Genomic DNA, 14,917 nt, shown 5'->3' with positions numbered 1-14,917 from the left:
GACGCGGGCGCAAGCGCCCTTATTTCGCCCGAAATGCTCGGCACTCCGCCGACTCCACTCAATTGATTTCATCCCGCCGGAGAGGCAAAGAAAAACGATCAGGAAGACGACAAAAGCCCCGTAGTTGATCTAGAACCACGGGACCCGTCGCCTCAATGATCGCACATTGATTGAGGAGAAACCATCGTGAACACCACCGCAACCGGGACCATCGAGCACATCGACCCGACCGCCCTCGTGATCGAGCAGAACGTCCGCACCAGCGCCCCGCTGACCAAGGAGTTCATCGACTCCATCCGTCAGAGCGGGATCCTGTCGCCTGTGCTCGGACGCCGCGACGAGCACGGCAACGTCATCGTCCGCGCGGGGCAGCGCCGGACCCTCGCGAGCCGTGAAATCGGCCTCGCGACGATCCCTGTCTACGTCGTGGAGGGCGACGACAAGACCGCCGAGCGGATCGTGCAGCAGATCATCGAGAACGACCAGCGCGCCGAACTCACCACCGCCGACCGCACCGCCGCGTGGGCGCAGCTGTCGTTCGAGGGCCTGTCGGCCGCGAGCATCGCCAAGCGCACCGGCACCAAGGCCGCGACCGTGAAAGCGGGACTGGCGGTCGAGGAGTCCGCAGTCGCGCGGACCGCGCTGCACGAGCACGAGCTGACCCTGGACCAGGCCGCGATCATCCTCGAATTTGAGGACGACGAGGAAGCCCGCGCCGACCTCATCACCGTCGCCACCACCAACCCGAGCCAGTTCACCCACACCGCAGAGCGCCACCGCAAGGCGCGCGCCCGCCACATCGCCGTCCTCGTGGAGGAGGCGAACCAGGAGGCCGCAGGCTTCACCCTCCTCACCCGCGATCAGGTCGACGGCGAGGGCAGCGCGTGGGTCGTCATCGACCCGCTGCGCACGGAGGACGGCAAGCGCGTCACCGTCGAGCACATCGCGACCATCGAGCCGCGGGGCGTCCTCGTGAGCACCATCTACGACGGCAACACCCACGTCTCCTACGCGATCCAGGACCCCGCCGCCCACGGATTCAGCTACGCCTACAACGCGCCCGCCGCACCCGAGACGGAGGAAGAGAAGGCCGCGAAGTCCGCCGAGCGCCGCATCCTCCTCGCGAACAACCGCGCCTGGATCGCCGCCGAGACGGTGCGCCGCGACTGGATCGCGACGCTCCTGTCCCGGAAGACCCTCCCGAAGGACGCCGAGCGCGTCATCGCCCTGGGACTGACCGCGCACCGCTCGTCGGTGTCGGGCGGGATGGGCAACGGCAACGCGCTCGCTCACACCCTCCTCGGCGTCACCCAGCCCTCCGGCTACCACGCCGACGCGCTGGCCCCGCTGGTCGAGGCGAACCCCGCGAAGGCCCGCCTGGTCGCGCTGGCCGTCGTCCTCGCAGGGCAGGAGGCGAACACGAGCAAAGAGTCCTGGCGCCGCGGCGACGCCCGCGCCGCCGCTCACTTCCGCCAGCTCGCGGCCTGGGGTTACGCGCTCTCCCCGGTCGAGCAGGTCGTCACCGGCGACACCACCGCCGCCGACGCCGCGGCCCTGAACTAGCCCGCTCCGCGGGGACCGGCAGCCGCCGGTCCCCGCCCTCCTCCCTCGACTCTGCAGAAAGGCCCACCATGACTACCACCACGACCCCCGCCCCCGACGTCGATGAGTGGGGACACACCCCCGCGCTGCGCGCCGCGCAAGTGTTCGTCAACGTCGCCGCCGAGTCTGGCGACACCCGCGCCCTTCACGTCGCCGTGCGCGTCCTGCTCACCGCCGCCGCTCACCACGCCTGGCCCACCGCCACGGCCCTCGTCTTCAAGCGCGAGACGGTCGGCACGTTCGCCGGATTCTGGGCGCTCTGGCGTGTCACCGACTCCGGACACCGCGTGCTGCGGGAGTGGGAGGACGAGCCCGACGAGATGAGCGACGAGAGCGACGAGGAGCGCGTCGCGCTCGACCTCATCACCAACAGCCACGAGACACAGGACTACGCCGACACCTTCGGACCCCTCAGCGAGGGCGTGGCGGTCGGATACCACCTCTACATGCTCTGAGCGTGCGTGCGGGCCGACCCGGAACGGGCCGGCCCGCACGAGGGGGAGAGCCCCCTCGACCCCCCGTCACGCGCGTGGAACGGCCACCCGCGCTCGAGCGGTGGTCAGCGGCGGGGACGCGCCTTGTGCGTCTTCCCCGCCCGGATGTTCCGGTTCTCGATCACACCGACGACGGCCAGCCCGATCGCGACTGCGACGAGGAGCACCCAGCCGAGGACGTTGAACCACTGGCCGGCGAACGCCGCGAACGTCTGCTCGCCCGCGATGCTGGCGAACATCAGCGACAGGCCGAACCAGACCATGCCGTTGCTGACCAGCGCGGCACGAGCCAGGGGAGTGCGGGGATTCGCCATGCCCTCACCCTCGCAGTTGAGGCTGGGACTGACCCCGATGGAGTGCCGCCGAGCAGCGGGACCAGGGCGACTTGCTTACTTGATGACAAGTAGACAAGTCAGTTCGCCGGCTGCCCGTCGCCGTCCCGGCGCCGTCGAGCTCGACGCAGCTTCGGGAAGCCGTTCAGCGCCTCGAACGTGATGATCGAGCGGGTCAGAGTCTCTGTCCCCAGCCGCTCATAGGCCCGTCGAGTGATCGGCCGGTTTCGGCAGAAGGTGTCGTGAAACCACGCCCGCGGGAGGTACCCCTCCGAGTAGAGGTCGTGGAAGTAGGTCGCGATCGCTTCTTTCAGCAGCAGGTCCGACCACAGCTCCGCCGTAGCCGGCGGCAGGCGGAAGAACCTCACAGCGGCGATCACACGCCGCGCCACCGCCGACACGCTCGCCACCGTCAACGCGAGGAAGAAGAGTCCGAGGAACCAGTGCTGCCCGTCGTTGCCGTTCGCGAAGATGGCCCAGGTCAGCAGGCCAGGGAACGCGACACCGACCAGCGCGTAAGGAATCGCGGTAAGTAGCGATCGGCGCTCCGCTGTGCGCAGCGCCGTCGCCGCGTGGCCGGCCTCGCCCAACTCGCCTCCGAGCGTCGGGCAGCGCGTCGTCACCGTGAACGAATCCGGGACGGGCGTCCCGTGCAAGTGCTTCGCGTTCAGAGCGCGATGCAAGGCGACGTCGCGCAGCTCGTTGTCATCGGCGCCGGTGAGATACCCCTCTGGCACCGCGTACTGATGCGCGGCGAACGCCAGCAGCTCGTGCGACGGCTCGACGCGCTCGTCGCCGTCCCCGAAGATCGAGGCGGCGGGAGAGTAGTGGATCATCTTCCCGCCGCGCGAGAACACCGACCGAGCGACCGCCGAGCGCACGCGCTGGCGATCGCTGCCGTCCGCGTTCGCTGTGATCAGGCCGCCCAGGCGTCCCCACGGTCCGCGATACAGGGCCGACATCTCCCGCACGACACTCACCGGCACTCCTCCCGTCCGACGCTCATCCGAGCGTCAACGGTAACGCCGCCCTAGTGGGCGTCGTCGTACGCCTTCTGGACCTCAGCAGAGATGCGGCCACGCTCGGAGACGTTGCGGCCGTTCTTCGCCGCCCACTCCCGGATCGCCTTCAACCGCTCCGGGTCACTCTTCCCGCGCGAAGGAGCCGAGGAGCCGGCGTTGCCGTCACGCCGCACGCGGCGGCCGGCATCGACGTACTTCTCGAACACGCGGCGCAGCTCGGCGGTGTTCTCTGCCGACAGATCGATTTCGTAGTTCGCGCCGTCAATCGAGAACGTGACGGTTCCACCGTCACCCTCGATCGGAGAGCCGTCCAGGTCATCGATAAGAGTGAGCTTCTGCGCCATCAGGGTTTCTCCAAGCAGGTAAAGGTAGTCGCCTCATGTCTAGCAGTCACGCATTCCCTATTGCCGTTGCCCCCACGCGCCGTTCCAGTACTCGGCGTTTTCGCTGAGTGTGCGGAGTACCTCATCGGGCGCTGCCGAAGCTGGCCAGAATTGAAGAAGGTACCGATCGACCACCCCCTCCGCGAACTCGTCAGCATTCCCGGCGTCACGGCCCTGAGCGCTCACCCGCACGCGATAGCTGCCCGCCGGCAGAGCGAGGTCTCCGCCCGACATGCCGCCCCACCCTTCCCACCGGACGGCATCACCGTCCTGGAACGCGGCCGACACCTCGACAACATCGTCCCAATCACTCGGCGCCGGCTCCCGCTCCCACAGCTCGACCCGCACCCCAGAACCACCCGACCGTCGCGCCATCACGACATGCACAACGCCCGGAACGGCCGCAGCGACCCAGCCGTTGACCTGACCGGCGAAGAACCGGTCCGCGTCCCCGTCCCACATGCCTGTCTGCGTCACCGTGAACTGCCCGTAGTCGGTCATCACAACTGCGTCCATCAGCACCAACACCACGGACGCACTCTAACCAGCACCGGTGCAGCGCGGCCCGCGCGATCCTGGCCGACGTCGAACGCCAGCTCGACGCCAACAGCGGCGCCCGCCGCGACCGCTGGCAGCCCGCCAGTGATCGCGCCCGAGGAGCCTACGGAGAAAGGATCGCGGCGCCGGCGGCTGCGCCGCCACCGCATCGGGCGCGCTCGGGGTCAGCGTGATGCGCAGCTCCCGCGCCGACTCATCCGGCGTCGACGTCGACCACTCGGCCGGATCGTGACCGTCCGGGACGACGTAGCCGCCACAGTCGACCACGGCGCCCTCCCGGTCGACCGTGACGCTCTGCACCAGCAGAGTGCCGGAGTCGTCGTACGGACTTCGCCCTTCGAGGACGTGGGTCGCGTCGATCCGGAGGCTCTTCGACCAGGAGAGCCGGCCGACGACGCCGGCCGGTGACGACGCCCACCATTGAGTGCCGTTCCACTCCACCCGCAGCTCGTCTCCGACCCGCACCGCCCCCACATGCTCAGTGACCGTCGAGTGGTACAGGCTCGACAGCATCGGGGTCCCGCGGTCCGCAAGAGTCTGGGAGCGCGCCCCTGCGATCCCGAACCGGCGATCACCGTTCTTGTGCATGGACCCGAGCTGCGGGTGACCGTCAGCCGCGGCCGGCGCATCCGTCGACGGGTCGAGAGTCATCCGCCTAGCCTCCCGCTACGGGAGGGAGCGGATCGAGCAGATGCGGTCCGTTGTTACGGACGCTGTTCACGTCGCGGGACACCTCGTAGTGCTCGAGGTCGTGCGCGACCGCGTACGACTCCCGGTCGAGCAGCTGCATCAGAGCGTCGACGTCGAGGTGTCCGCCGAGCCAGTCGTCGTACCCGTCCGGCGTGATGCATGCCGGCATCCGGTCGTGGACCTCACCCGGCGCTACATGCGAGTCGCGGGTGATGATCGCCGTCGACAGGCGCCACTTCTCCGGATCGTCCTCCGCCTTCGACGGATCCGGCCACGCCGACACGATGCCCGCCATCGCGAGGGCCGCGTCGGGCTCGTAGATGAAGTGCGGCTGCTTCCCCGTCTCCGTGACCGTCCACTCGTAGTAGCCGGCCGCCGGGATCAGCACCCGCGACGTCGCGAACGCCTTCCGGAACATGGGCGAGCTCGCGACCGTCTCGATCCGCGCGTTGATCGGCTGCGGCCGCTGCTTCTTGAAGTCCTTCGCCCAAACCGGCACGAACCCCCAGTGCACGGTCGGCGCCGACCGCTCCCCGTCGCGCTCACGCACGACGGTCACTGGCGACGTCGGCGCCACGTTGAAGTTCGGCCGCATTCCGGCGAAGCCGCCCGTGAAGAGGTCCGGGAGCAAGCCCTCGGTGTTGTCCTTAACGACGAAACGACCGCACATGCGCCTAGCTTACGGACGGCGCCGCCCGTACTGGGGTCGACGGTGCGAGGCCAGTCAGCGCATCGAGGCACGCGGAGTAAGGAACACCTGGCCCTCACTGTTGACCTTGATGCTCATCGGACTCCGCACACTGAAACCACGACTGGTGGGTCACCCGAAGCTTTGTCGACAGTGTTCTGTGTGAATCGTAGCGATTGCCCAGGTGCGTAGACCGTTACGCCCGCATCACTTCGAGTCTGAGGGTTTTTTACTTTCTCCAAGTCTGGTCACCAAGGGGGGATTTGGCACACAGTTCCCAGAGATTGTTCTGTAAAAGCCAGGCGGGCAAGGCTCGGTGGACTTTGGCATCATTCCTCAACAATCATAACTTTTAGCGGACTAGGTTCGGTTAACGCATCGTTGATATTAAACAAGATTGCTATTCCGAAGGCCAAAACCAAGACAATAAAGCCAACGATCGTTAGCCAGGAGCGTTCTGAAACAACTTTCGCACTAGCTTCGTTTGCCTCAATTTCCTTACGCAGAATAGTTTCCAATAGATCAACAGGAGTGTAAGAGGTAGCATTGTCTAGGTAATTTTGAGTGGGGACGGCGTGGCCTTTGTCCGGTACTAAGGCCCAAATCCCTAGGGCAACCGCAACTCCAAAACCGAGCAATGGAATCCACATAAGATCTGTTGATAGGGTGCTTGCAGTTCCAACTAAACCGGCAGCGCCGACTAAAACTCCCGCGCGCGTCTGAGTTGCCGAAGATCGGGCGGAGGTCAAATCTCGCTCGCGTCGCGTCGCGTCGATCAGCATGCCCAATTGTTTTTCTAGCGCATCGGAATTGCTGCTGTGCCAAGTCAAGCCAGGACCTCCATTAACTTCGTGATTGGTGCCATCAAGCCGTTCTGCTGTCCTGCTGTGATCCCAATGACGCTGTACGCGCCTTCACGGCTCATTAGCTGAAGCTTGGCCGACGTCCAGAAACGTCGTATTCGTAAAGGGCTTTGTTGCTGTTGCGCTTTCGAATCGTCTGCACTGTTACATCGACATAACCTAGCGCAGAGAGCATGTCCGCGTACCATTTCTGCACAGGTACCTCGTGACCGGAAAAAGTGCTGTTTCCTACGATATAGGAGACGCTTCCACCAGGCTTGACGTGGCCGGCGGCGGCTTGGAAGTGAAGCCACATGTCGTAGTGGTACTTATGGACATACGCCGCGAGGACGGGTCCGCTTTTGCCACCATCGCGGGAGATGTTCTCGCAAACCGCGAGAAGCTGCGAGTCGATCGGCGTCGGATGCTCAGCAGCCCAGGAAGCGAGCTTGCTCGTCGCCGTTCCCCAGGTGCCACCGATGGCGCGCCAGTCCAAGTCACCCGCGTCACTGGGTGCGTCGAGATAGCGCGTCCAATACATATAAGGTCTGAGCTCTCGAATATACGACATGCGATTGCAATACGGTGGTGACGTGAGCACAAGGTCGGCTGGTTCAAGGTCGGCTAGGCCTGTGCGGGAATCTCCAAGTCGCACTGCGGCACTTCCGGCAAGGGTGGAAGAGGCCGATGAAGCTAGGTCAGCGGCACCGGCGAGGAAAAGCGCAATTGTTGCATCGTCATCAGTTGCCTTGAAGCGGGTCCCAGGCGCTATATCCTTGAAGCTCATGCTTTGATGATTGAATGCGGCTGAGCTGCTTGCGATGAGTGTGCGGCACAGCAATATCTCTAGTAGGTCGCGAATGTCGCCATTGTAGGTGTCGATGCTCGCCCGAAGCGTGCGCAGACCGTGGAGGGATCCAGGGCTCCACCAGCGCTCGATTCGAAAGATATCAGGCTGCCAAAGGCGGTCTCGTGCAGGAAAAGACTGAGCGGTATCAACTACGTCTGAAACTGCCCCAAGAAGAGTCGCCTCAATATCCTCTTGATAGTCGCGAGTTTTCGCATTTCCAAGCCATACAAGAAATGGATTCACATCGACTGATTGCCCCAGGTGGCCGTACTCCGCTGCTGCAAGGGGAGTGGTTCCAGTGCCACTAAACGGGTCTGTTACAACGGACCCTGGTTCGAGTAGCTCGAGCCGTTCGCGCACTACCTTGACACCGTAGGCGGGGGTAAGACGCAGCCAACCATGTCGACCCACCCCGGCGTTGGCGCGAAAAGTCATGTACTCGTTACGCGCAACACTATCTCGCGCAACTCGTTCAAGAATAGTCATTTTGCTTCCAAAAGGTGTTTGAGGACCACGTGCGTTTCTGTGCGTAGTACCGAGGCGTTGCGCTCAAAAAATGCCGCGAGGTCATAACCCACAACATTCTTGAAAAAGGCAAAAGTCGATGTCATTGTGTCGGCGGTGCCGGTCGTGCCAGCGAGGACAGCCCATCGACCCAACGTATATCGATTTCGAACAGTCTGATTGATTTGCGTGCTCATGATGGCAAGTACCGGGAGATATCCGTGAGCTACGGCCTGTACGGAGGAAGCCAAATCTCCATTTTGACGCTTACTGTCGGCGCTCTTGTAGCCTTGACGGACTTCTAATACGGCACCACGGAGAGGTACCGAAATCTTGAGGGCCTTTTGCTGTTCAGTAATCCAATTTCTAAGACGCTCGGCTGCCGCTGTGTCCTTCACGGCGTCAATTTCGATACGGCCATCCAATGTGATCAGTCGTACTGCACCCCCGTATGGAAACTCGTAGCTCCATCGAACTTGTTCCTCGGACAGGGCGAGCTGGTCGCGGAGTACGTGGCGGACCAATCGCTCGCTTCCAATGCCGAGTTGCCGGTAGAGCGAGGTCATCCCGCCAGCGGCCTTGTGTGCGGCGAACATGAGTGGCGAGTCAAAACCCATCCAGTGGTACAGCGGGTCGGACCCGTAGAGGCTCGTGAATCCGTCAAGGTCAACCTCAACCCCTCCACCCATCTTGGGGAGGTAGCCGGAACTGGTGCGCAAGGGAGACATGAGCACCTCTCGGTATTCGGCGTCATGGTCTGTCAGCGAGGGCACGTTGATCACTCTAGGTGGGCTCGCTCTCACCCTCTGCAGCCTTCGGGTGCTGAATGTAGGACGTGATCGCGTCGCGTCCGCTTGGGAATCTTCTGCCGGCCGTCCTGCGCGCAGACTGAGCCCATGACGTCGACAGAGGTGTTGAGCGCGCGAGCGCGCGACGACGCGCAGGTAGAGGCGCTGTTCAGCTCGGGGTGGCTGGCGTTCATCTCTGCCGACCGCCTCGCGGAGGAGCACCTGCCGCAGGTGCGCGAACAGTTCACCCGGTTCGAGCTCGTGGTCCTCGATGAAGACGTGCCGGTCGCTGCGGGCTGGGCGGTGCCGATCCGGTGGGACGTCACCCGGGAGGGTCTGCCTGCCGGGTACGGCGACTCCCTCCGCCGGTCACTCGAGGAGGAGGGCGAGGCGACGACCCTCGTCGTCTGCGCCGCGCAGGTGCACCCGGACCGCACCGGCGCCGGCCTCGCCGGGACGCTGCTCGGCGCGTTCCGCGACCTCAGCATCACCGTCGGCTACGACCACGTGATCGTGCCGCTGCGCCCGACGATGAAGCCGCGCTACCCGCTGACCCCGATCGACGTCTACGCGGCCTGGACCCGAGAGGACGGGCTGCCGCTGGACCCGTGGCTGCGCACACACGTGCGAATGGGAGCGACCATCCTCGACGTCGCCCCGCGATCGCAGGTGATGACCGGCACGGTCGCCCAGTGGGAGGAGTGGACCGGAATCGCCCTGCCGGCGTCAGGGGAGTACGTCATCCCCGGCGGCCTCTCGACGCTGCGCGTCGACCGCGACGCGGACGAGGGGATCTATGTGGAGCCGAACATCTGGGTGCAGCACCGCTGAGCCTGCGGGTGCTGCTCACGGCGAAGTCCCCACTTCTCGACCGCACCGCCACAGTAGAGCCACCAGCGTGCTGCCCGAACGTCATCCGAGCCGAACGCTGCTGCGCAGCTCACCTCCGCTCCACGTCTCAAGAACCCATCGATCGGGACCGGGCGACGCGCCCACTGCTTCCCCGGCCGCTTCCCGGGCCCGCTCGGCGCAGCCGTAGATCCCGATGACATCCGGCGTCTCGGCCCAAAAGGCGCTTCGCAGAAGTAGGTAGTGCTCCCCGTCGATGCTGATGCTCACACCACGGATCCTCGCTGGCCGCAGAGCCCCGCGATGGGTCCGGCACAAAGTGCCACTTCGATGGCGCGCGTCCCGTAAGGGGATCGATCTGCGGGACGCTTTCAGCGGACCGCTCGGAGGGGCTTGGCGTCGTCATCGCGTGCTGGTGATGTCGCCAGGGTCGACCGCAGGTCTTCTCGTGCTCGTTGGTAGCGGGTACGTGCGGTGGACGCGGGGACGCCGAGGAGGTGTCCTGCTTCGGTGATGGAGAAGCCGTCCCAGTGGATGAGGTGGACGAGTTCGGCCTGTTCTGGCGCGAGCCTGTCGATCGCGTCGCGCACGTCGACTCCTTCGTCGGCTGGGCGTCCCTCCGTGGGAGCGGTCGCGAGGACGCCGCGGAGCCGGCCGGAGAGGTCAGCTCGTCTGCTCTCGGTGCGAGTGCTGTTCGAGAGGACGTTCCGGGCGATGCCGAACAGCCACATCCTCGACTCCTCCGCGGTGCGGGGGAGGGCGCTGACACGGCGCATGCGGTGAGCATGACGTCCGCGAGCGCGTCGGCGGCGTCCTCGAGAGGGAGGCGGCGTTGTAGGTACTTGAGCAGGTCGGGCGAGGCGACGCGCAGGGCCTCGGTGAGTTGCTCCGCCTCATCGATCTTCCTGCGGGTCACCAGGTCGCTCCGGGGCAGTGGGCTTCGCCGGCGATGCTGATGTTCGCGGCGTCGACGTCGACGTTCTGCGCAGTGAGTTCGGCGTCGAGGGCGTTGCTGATGATGCGTCCAACCGCGGTCGAGTACTCCCGGTCGGCGTTGTAGAACTCGGTGCCGTAGCCGGCCGACGTGCGGGATCCGTCAGCGTTGATGAAGGATTGGTCCTCGGTGCGCAGTTGCGCGACGGTCTCCTCGAGCGCACCGTCGCTGAGGAGAGCGTCGATGTCGGTCGTCTGGTAGAAGTTCTCGACTACGGCGACGGCCGCCGGATCGGTCCCTTGAACGTCTCCCATGCGCTCCTCGCATTGGACACCGCTGGGCAGCGAATAGGTGATCGAGGCGTCCGGCGTCTCCGCCCACGGCGACCACGCGCCCGTCGCCGCGGCGGCCGCTGTCGCCATGCCACCGAGTAGTACCAGCGAAGCGACTCCGGCGACCGCAGGACGGGCCCAGCGGTGGCGGCTGACGCGGGCCTCTGCCGCCGCGAGCTGTTGCAGCTCGGCCAGCTCGGCGGCGACGTCGTCCGTCACTGTCGATGTGCGGGGGCTGGACTCATTCAGCAGGACGTCCAGGGGGTCTCGGTCAGGGGCGGCAGTCATGACGGGCTCCTTCGAAAGCGGGTTCATCCTGTACATGTCCACCCGACCCGCAAACGTCTGCCGCAGCACGAAATCGGCTCGCCGCCCTCGTCAGGGCGCCGGCGACCACGCCGGACGTCAGGTCGCGAGGGACGCGGCGAGCTCGGCGGGCGCTCCGGCGGAGCGGGGCTGCCACGACTCGAAGACGCCGTAGGCGATGATCCGCTCCGCGGTCGACAGCAGCGGATTGCAGCTCGTCATCGTGATGAGGCGGTCGGTCGGAGCGACGTCGCTCGTCCAGGGGACCGGATCGATGACCTGCACTTCGGAGGGCTGCACGTATTCGAGGTTCCGGAACCGGTAGGTGTACCAGCCGTCGGCGGTCTCGATGTAGATCGCATCACCCAGTTGCAGCTCATCGATGAGGTGCATTCCTCCGCCGGCGGCGGAGCGGTGCGCGGCGATCGCGAAGTTCCCCACTTCGCCGGGCATCTGCGTTCCCGGGTAGTGGCCGATACTGCCCACGTCGAGCACGTTCTCCGCGTCGACGCCCTCAGCGATCGTGCGCACCCACCCCTCGCCGTACCGGGGGATATAGAGGTTGCCGAACGTGGTGTCTAGAGCTGCGACTGGCGCGATCACTGGGTCGCCGGGGGCGGCCGGCTCAGCACTCGGCTCGGACGGCGCCTCAGCGGACGGGGCGTCATCACCCCAGCTCTGGCGCAGCTCGGCCGCTTGATCTTCCTGCCGGCCCGCGATCACGGCGTCGTTCCACCACAGCTGCCAGGCGAGGAACAGCAGAACGAGGACCCCTGCGGTCATCAGCAGCTCGCCGAGGACGCCGAAGAAGGACAGGCGGCGACGAGCCGAACGGCGTCGGCGCCGCGACACGTCCACGGATGACGAAGCGGTCATGCGCAGGAGTCTAGGTGTGCCGCTCTCACCGGCATCGCTACGGGAGACGTCTCGTGCGGGAATCGTTCGACGGTCCGACGTTTTGGGCCACTGCTCGTTCTCGCGCGCCGTCGCCGTCCCTTCCGCTGCCTGCCCTGACCCACTGGCAAGCGCGTCACCGCAAGCGAATCGCGTCGCAGTGTTCAGCCCGGAGTGCACCGGGCCGAACGATCAGATAGCGACGGACGGTGTAGTAGCTGCTCCATCCGGCGTGTTTGTGCGAATACTCGGGTTCCGGGTGCGTGACGGGTAGACGAGGGCTAGACCGGCAGCTGCAATCCAGCACGCCGTCCAGAGGCCGTGTCCGGGAGTGCCGTCGGCGCTGCCCCATTCGACCCAGAAGAATCCGGGGTCTGCCACAGGGCAGGCGAGAACAACTGCTGCAACCGTCGCTACCCCTGCGGGAACCTAGGGAACGAGGCGTGCGACCACCAGAGCTACAACGACGAGAGCGAGGGCACCCCAGAGATACAGAAGGGGCATGAGGTCGTACGACGACATGGCCTCAGCGCAGGACGGGTTCATTTCATTCCATCTAGCGCCCGTGCATGGCTGCCAGTAGGACGACGTCGCCCAGGTCACCCACAGCGCGACGCCCATGAGCGTAGCTGCGCACGCCAACCGGACTAGAGCCTTAGTGTGCTGGCGTCGCCCCATGCTGAAAATGCTAGTCCGCCGACCGTCCCGGTGGACGATCGTTCATCGGTGCACGCAGACGCGACACCGAGCGCCTGTCGTTCCTCACGGTCGCCTGCACAGCTCGTCGCTGCGTCCCAAACCTCGTGCAGATGACCGTGAACGTTCAGGTCTTCGAGTTCGTCTGCACAACCGACGTGAGCGCGCCGGAATCGTCAGCCGCAGTAGTGATGCTCGAGTACTTCACCCCTCGAAGAAGTAGTGCAGCACTCACCCCGCCGACTACAGCCGCCACGACACCGAGACCGACAGCGATCCCCGCCGTCATCGGATCACCCACGACGGCAGCTACGCCGGCCGCAACAACCCACGGAACGCTCGACCCTACGGCCGGCCCAATAGGGCTGATCAGCGGGGACGACTCGGTGGCTCGTCCCGACCGCAGAGTGATCAGAATCGCCACGAATCCTCCGGCGACGGCAGCCAGGGCACTGACCCCACCGATAATGGCGCCCACCATAATCAAGTAGGCGAAGGCGCCCCACCCGCCCTGTTCGCGGAAGTCGGAGTTACCCGTAAGGACCAATCCCAGACCGAGCAGCGCACCCAGCACCACGCCGACGGGTACAGCACAGAGAGCGGCCCTCCGATGAAGATGGACGATTTGCCGCATGTAGCCACGTTAGCCGGAGAGTCTCCCGGTCAGCGCAATGGCCGTCCCGTAAGAGGATCGTTCACCGATGCGGATCTGACCCGAGTGGTCCAGCGCGCTCCTGCCGTTCACCCGTTGGTCCGATAGTGATGTTGTGCAGACGCTGTCGCTCAAGGCTTCCGCAGCGATCGCGGGCGCAATCACTCTCCTCGCCCTCGTCGCGGGCGTCTTCCTCGACGGATTCTCGTTCGCGTGCAACGAGTCCCTTCCGGCTCAGTGCACGGGGTTTGACGTCGCGTGGCCGGCTCTGTGCTCTGTCGCCCTCGCGACCCTTGTTCTCCTGGTCGTAGCGATGCGCGCCAGCAGGCGCTCTCACGCTCGATGGAGGTGGCTGTTGCTCGCCTTGGGCGTGGTCGGCGCCGTCACCAGCTGGGTTCTCGCTCTGCGTACCGCCATGATCATCGGTTGAGCAGCCCACGGCACGGTCGAACGACCGCTTGTTCCGTATGGAGATCGTTCATCGGGGCGAGGGGGCGGTGGCCTTCGCTTCGACCGTGTGGATCTAGCTCAGGTTCACCTTCGAGTTCTATGTTGAGCCCATGAAGCGACTCGCGACGTCAGGCCAGTTGGTTGGATGGACAATCGCCTTGCTCGGGGCTGCTGGTGCCGCCGCGTTCCTGGTGCACTGGAGCTCGTGCCTCGGTGGCCTGAACGAGGGTTGCTACAGCGCCACACAGTCAGACTTCACGTGGATCGCCACAACGATCGTCTGGGCCGTCGCCTTCCCGCTCGTGATATTCGGCGCCTTCGTACTCTCGCCAGGACGACCCGTCACGCTGATTGGTGTTGGGCTCCTCATGGTCATCAACCCCCTCACCGACCCTGGAGCGTTCTTTCTCCCGTGGGATGTCGCGGACACCTTGCCCTTTACCGGCGTCGCCACGTCGCTAGCTGCTGTGACTGCAGGTGTCCTCCTGGCCGGATCTTCCTACCGAGCCCGTCGGCCCGATCACAGCCGAGTCGGGAAGCCAGCGCCCGCTGACGTCGCCTACTGACCTTCGATCGGACTTGGGTCGTCCCGTTAGGGGATCGTTCACCGGTCGCGTATCCAGCTACGGGCAGCGGTAGGTCTTCGCGAAGTCGGTTGCCGTGAACTGCCTTCCCTCGGTCATAGAGGTCAGTGACGGGCAGATGTCGTTGTTGTGCGCCGCCGCTACGAAGGGGGTCGCTGCTTGTGGGACGCAGCCGTAGTCCTGGTCGGGCTGGTCGAGGATTCGCAGCTGACCTGTCTCCCCGGCGGCGAGGTGAAGATCGGACCAGGAGCAGGACCAGGTGAGTGAGGCTCCGGTGTCGTTGGTGATGCTGACGTAGTGGGAAGGGCCATGCACTCCGAACAGCAGATCACCCACCCACAGAACCGCGGCCGCCACGACGGCTAGAGCTCCCAGCGCGATCGACAGTCTCACCAACCGTCGTTGGCGGGGTGGTGTCTGCCGGTCCGGCGAGAGTCTGCTCGGGTCCCAACTGTCCAGGCGTTCAA

General features: G+C 65.2%; 20 protein-coding genes. 5 read left to right on the top strand and 15 right to left on the bottom strand.

The genetic code is table 11. The features are described from left to right. Nucleotides 1–186: 186 nt before the first annotated feature. A complete protein-coding gene (locus C5D44_RS05810) occupies nt 187–1,563 on the top strand; it encodes a ParB/RepB/Spo0J family partition protein (RefSeq protein WP_181072906.1) in 1,377 nt (458 codons plus the stop codon). 68 nt (nt 1,564–1,631) lie between these two features. Next, nucleotides 1,632–2,057, top strand: a complete 426-nt coding sequence (locus C5D44_RS05800) for a hypothetical protein (protein ID WP_146078855.1) — start codon at nt 1,632–1,634, stop codon at nt 2,055–2,057. A gap of 104 nt (nt 2,058–2,161) precedes the next feature. Here the strand turns inward: C5D44_RS05800 and C5D44_RS05795 are convergent, their stop codons facing one another. The 9 genes from C5D44_RS05795 to C5D44_RS17635 form a co-directional block, all read right to left on the bottom strand. Then, entirely contained in the window at nt 2,162–2,410 is a 249-nt protein-coding gene (locus C5D44_RS05795; RefSeq protein WP_104227071.1) for a hypothetical protein, read from the bottom strand. A 98-nt stretch (nt 2,411–2,508) separates the two neighbouring features. Continuing rightward, nucleotides 2,509–3,408, bottom strand: coding sequence for a hypothetical protein (locus tag C5D44_RS17935; protein ID WP_104227072.1), 900 nt, complete (start codon nt 3,406–3,408; stop codon nt 2,509–2,511). A 50-nt stretch (nt 3,409–3,458) separates the two neighbouring features. Further along, nucleotides 3,459–3,794, bottom strand: coding sequence for an Lsr2 family protein (locus C5D44_RS05785; RefSeq protein ID WP_104227073.1), 336 nt, complete (start codon nt 3,792–3,794; stop codon nt 3,459–3,461). A gap of 57 nt (nt 3,795–3,851) precedes the next feature. Continuing rightward, on the bottom strand, nt 3,852–4,364 hold the full coding sequence (locus C5D44_RS05780; protein ID WP_104227074.1) for a hypothetical protein: 513 nt from the start codon (nt 4,362–4,364) through the stop codon (nt 3,852–3,854). A gap of 9 nt (nt 4,365–4,373) precedes the next feature. Beyond that, complete coding sequence (locus C5D44_RS05775) at nt 4,374–5,042, bottom strand: hypothetical protein (RefSeq protein ID WP_104227075.1); 669 nt, start codon at nt 5,040–5,042, stop codon at nt 4,374–4,376. A 4-nt stretch (nt 5,043–5,046) separates the two neighbouring features. Further along, the gene (locus tag C5D44_RS05770) at nt 5,047–5,751 is read right to left on the bottom strand and encodes an SOS response-associated peptidase (RefSeq protein WP_104227076.1); all 705 of its coding nucleotides are present in this window, start codon (nt 5,749–5,751) and stop codon (nt 5,047–5,049) included. 347 nt (nt 5,752–6,098) lie between these two features. Next, a complete protein-coding gene (locus tag C5D44_RS17640; protein WP_146078853.1) occupies nt 6,099–6,551 on the bottom strand; it encodes a hypothetical protein in 453 nt (150 codons plus the stop codon). 142 nt (nt 6,552–6,693) lie between these two features. Next, nucleotides 6,694–7,947, bottom strand: a complete 1,254-nt coding sequence (locus C5D44_RS05765; protein WP_104227077.1) for a DNA methyltransferase — start codon at nt 7,945–7,947, stop codon at nt 6,694–6,696. Continuing rightward, nucleotides 7,944–8,738: a hypothetical protein gene (locus C5D44_RS17635; RefSeq protein WP_146078852.1), complete on the bottom strand. Its 795-nt coding sequence runs from the start codon at nt 8,736–8,738 to the stop codon at nt 7,944–7,946. Before C5D44_RS17635 ends, C5D44_RS05765 begins: the two co-directional genes overlap by 4 nt. Before the next feature lie 123 nt (nt 8,739–8,861). Here C5D44_RS17635 and C5D44_RS05760 point away from each other — a divergent pair, with 123 nt between their 5' ends. Then, entirely contained in the window at nt 8,862–9,584 is a 723-nt protein-coding gene (locus C5D44_RS05760; RefSeq protein ID WP_104227078.1) for a hypothetical protein, read from the top strand. Nucleotides 9,585–9,665: 81 nt separating this feature from the next. On the opposite strand, the gene C5D44_RS05755 is transcribed toward C5D44_RS05760, so the two are convergent. The 5 genes from C5D44_RS05755 to C5D44_RS05735 form a co-directional block, all read right to left on the bottom strand. Next, on the bottom strand, nt 9,666–9,872 hold the full coding sequence (locus C5D44_RS05755) for a hypothetical protein (RefSeq protein ID WP_104227079.1): 207 nt from the start codon (nt 9,870–9,872) through the stop codon (nt 9,666–9,668). 101 nt (nt 9,873–9,973) lie between these two features. After that, on the bottom strand, nt 9,974–10,378 hold the full coding sequence (locus C5D44_RS05750; protein WP_258062788.1) for an RNA polymerase sigma factor: 405 nt from the start codon (nt 10,376–10,378) through the stop codon (nt 9,974–9,976). Nucleotides 10,379–10,514: 136 nt separating this feature from the next. Then, nucleotides 10,515–11,156, bottom strand: a complete 642-nt coding sequence (locus tag C5D44_RS05745) for a hypothetical protein (protein ID WP_146078851.1) — start codon at nt 11,154–11,156, stop codon at nt 10,515–10,517. Between the two features lie 117 nt (nt 11,157–11,273). After that, nucleotides 11,274–12,050: a class E sortase gene (locus tag C5D44_RS05740; RefSeq protein WP_104238310.1), complete on the bottom strand. Its 777-nt coding sequence runs from the start codon at nt 12,048–12,050 to the stop codon at nt 11,274–11,276. Between the two features lie 841 nt (nt 12,051–12,891). After that, nucleotides 12,892–13,398, bottom strand: coding sequence for a hypothetical protein (locus C5D44_RS05735; protein WP_146076974.1), 507 nt, complete (start codon nt 13,396–13,398; stop codon nt 12,892–12,894). A 133-nt stretch (nt 13,399–13,531) separates the two neighbouring features. On the opposite strand from C5D44_RS05735, the gene C5D44_RS05730 reads away from it, so the two are divergent. Further along, entirely contained in the window at nt 13,532–13,846 is a 315-nt protein-coding gene (locus C5D44_RS05730) for a hypothetical protein (protein ID WP_104227084.1), read from the top strand. Nucleotides 13,847–13,976: 130 nt separating this feature from the next. Beyond that, complete coding sequence (locus tag C5D44_RS05725; protein ID WP_104224249.1) at nt 13,977–14,432, top strand: hypothetical protein; 456 nt, start codon at nt 13,977–13,979, stop codon at nt 14,430–14,432. A 57-nt stretch (nt 14,433–14,489) separates the two neighbouring features. Here C5D44_RS05725 and C5D44_RS05720 read toward each other — a convergent pair whose 3' ends face one another. After that, on the bottom strand, nt 14,490–14,765 hold the full coding sequence (locus C5D44_RS05720) for a hypothetical protein (RefSeq protein ID WP_146078503.1): 276 nt from the start codon (nt 14,763–14,765) through the stop codon (nt 14,490–14,492). Nucleotides 14,766–14,917 lie beyond the last annotated feature (152 nt).

The organism is Rathayibacter sp. AY1B5 (assembly GCF_002932795.1).
In the GTDB taxonomy this organism is placed as follows: domain Bacteria; phylum Actinomycetota; class Actinomycetes; order Actinomycetales; family Microbacteriaceae; genus Rathayibacter.
This window is presented reverse-complemented; position numbering and strand designations above follow the sequence as displayed.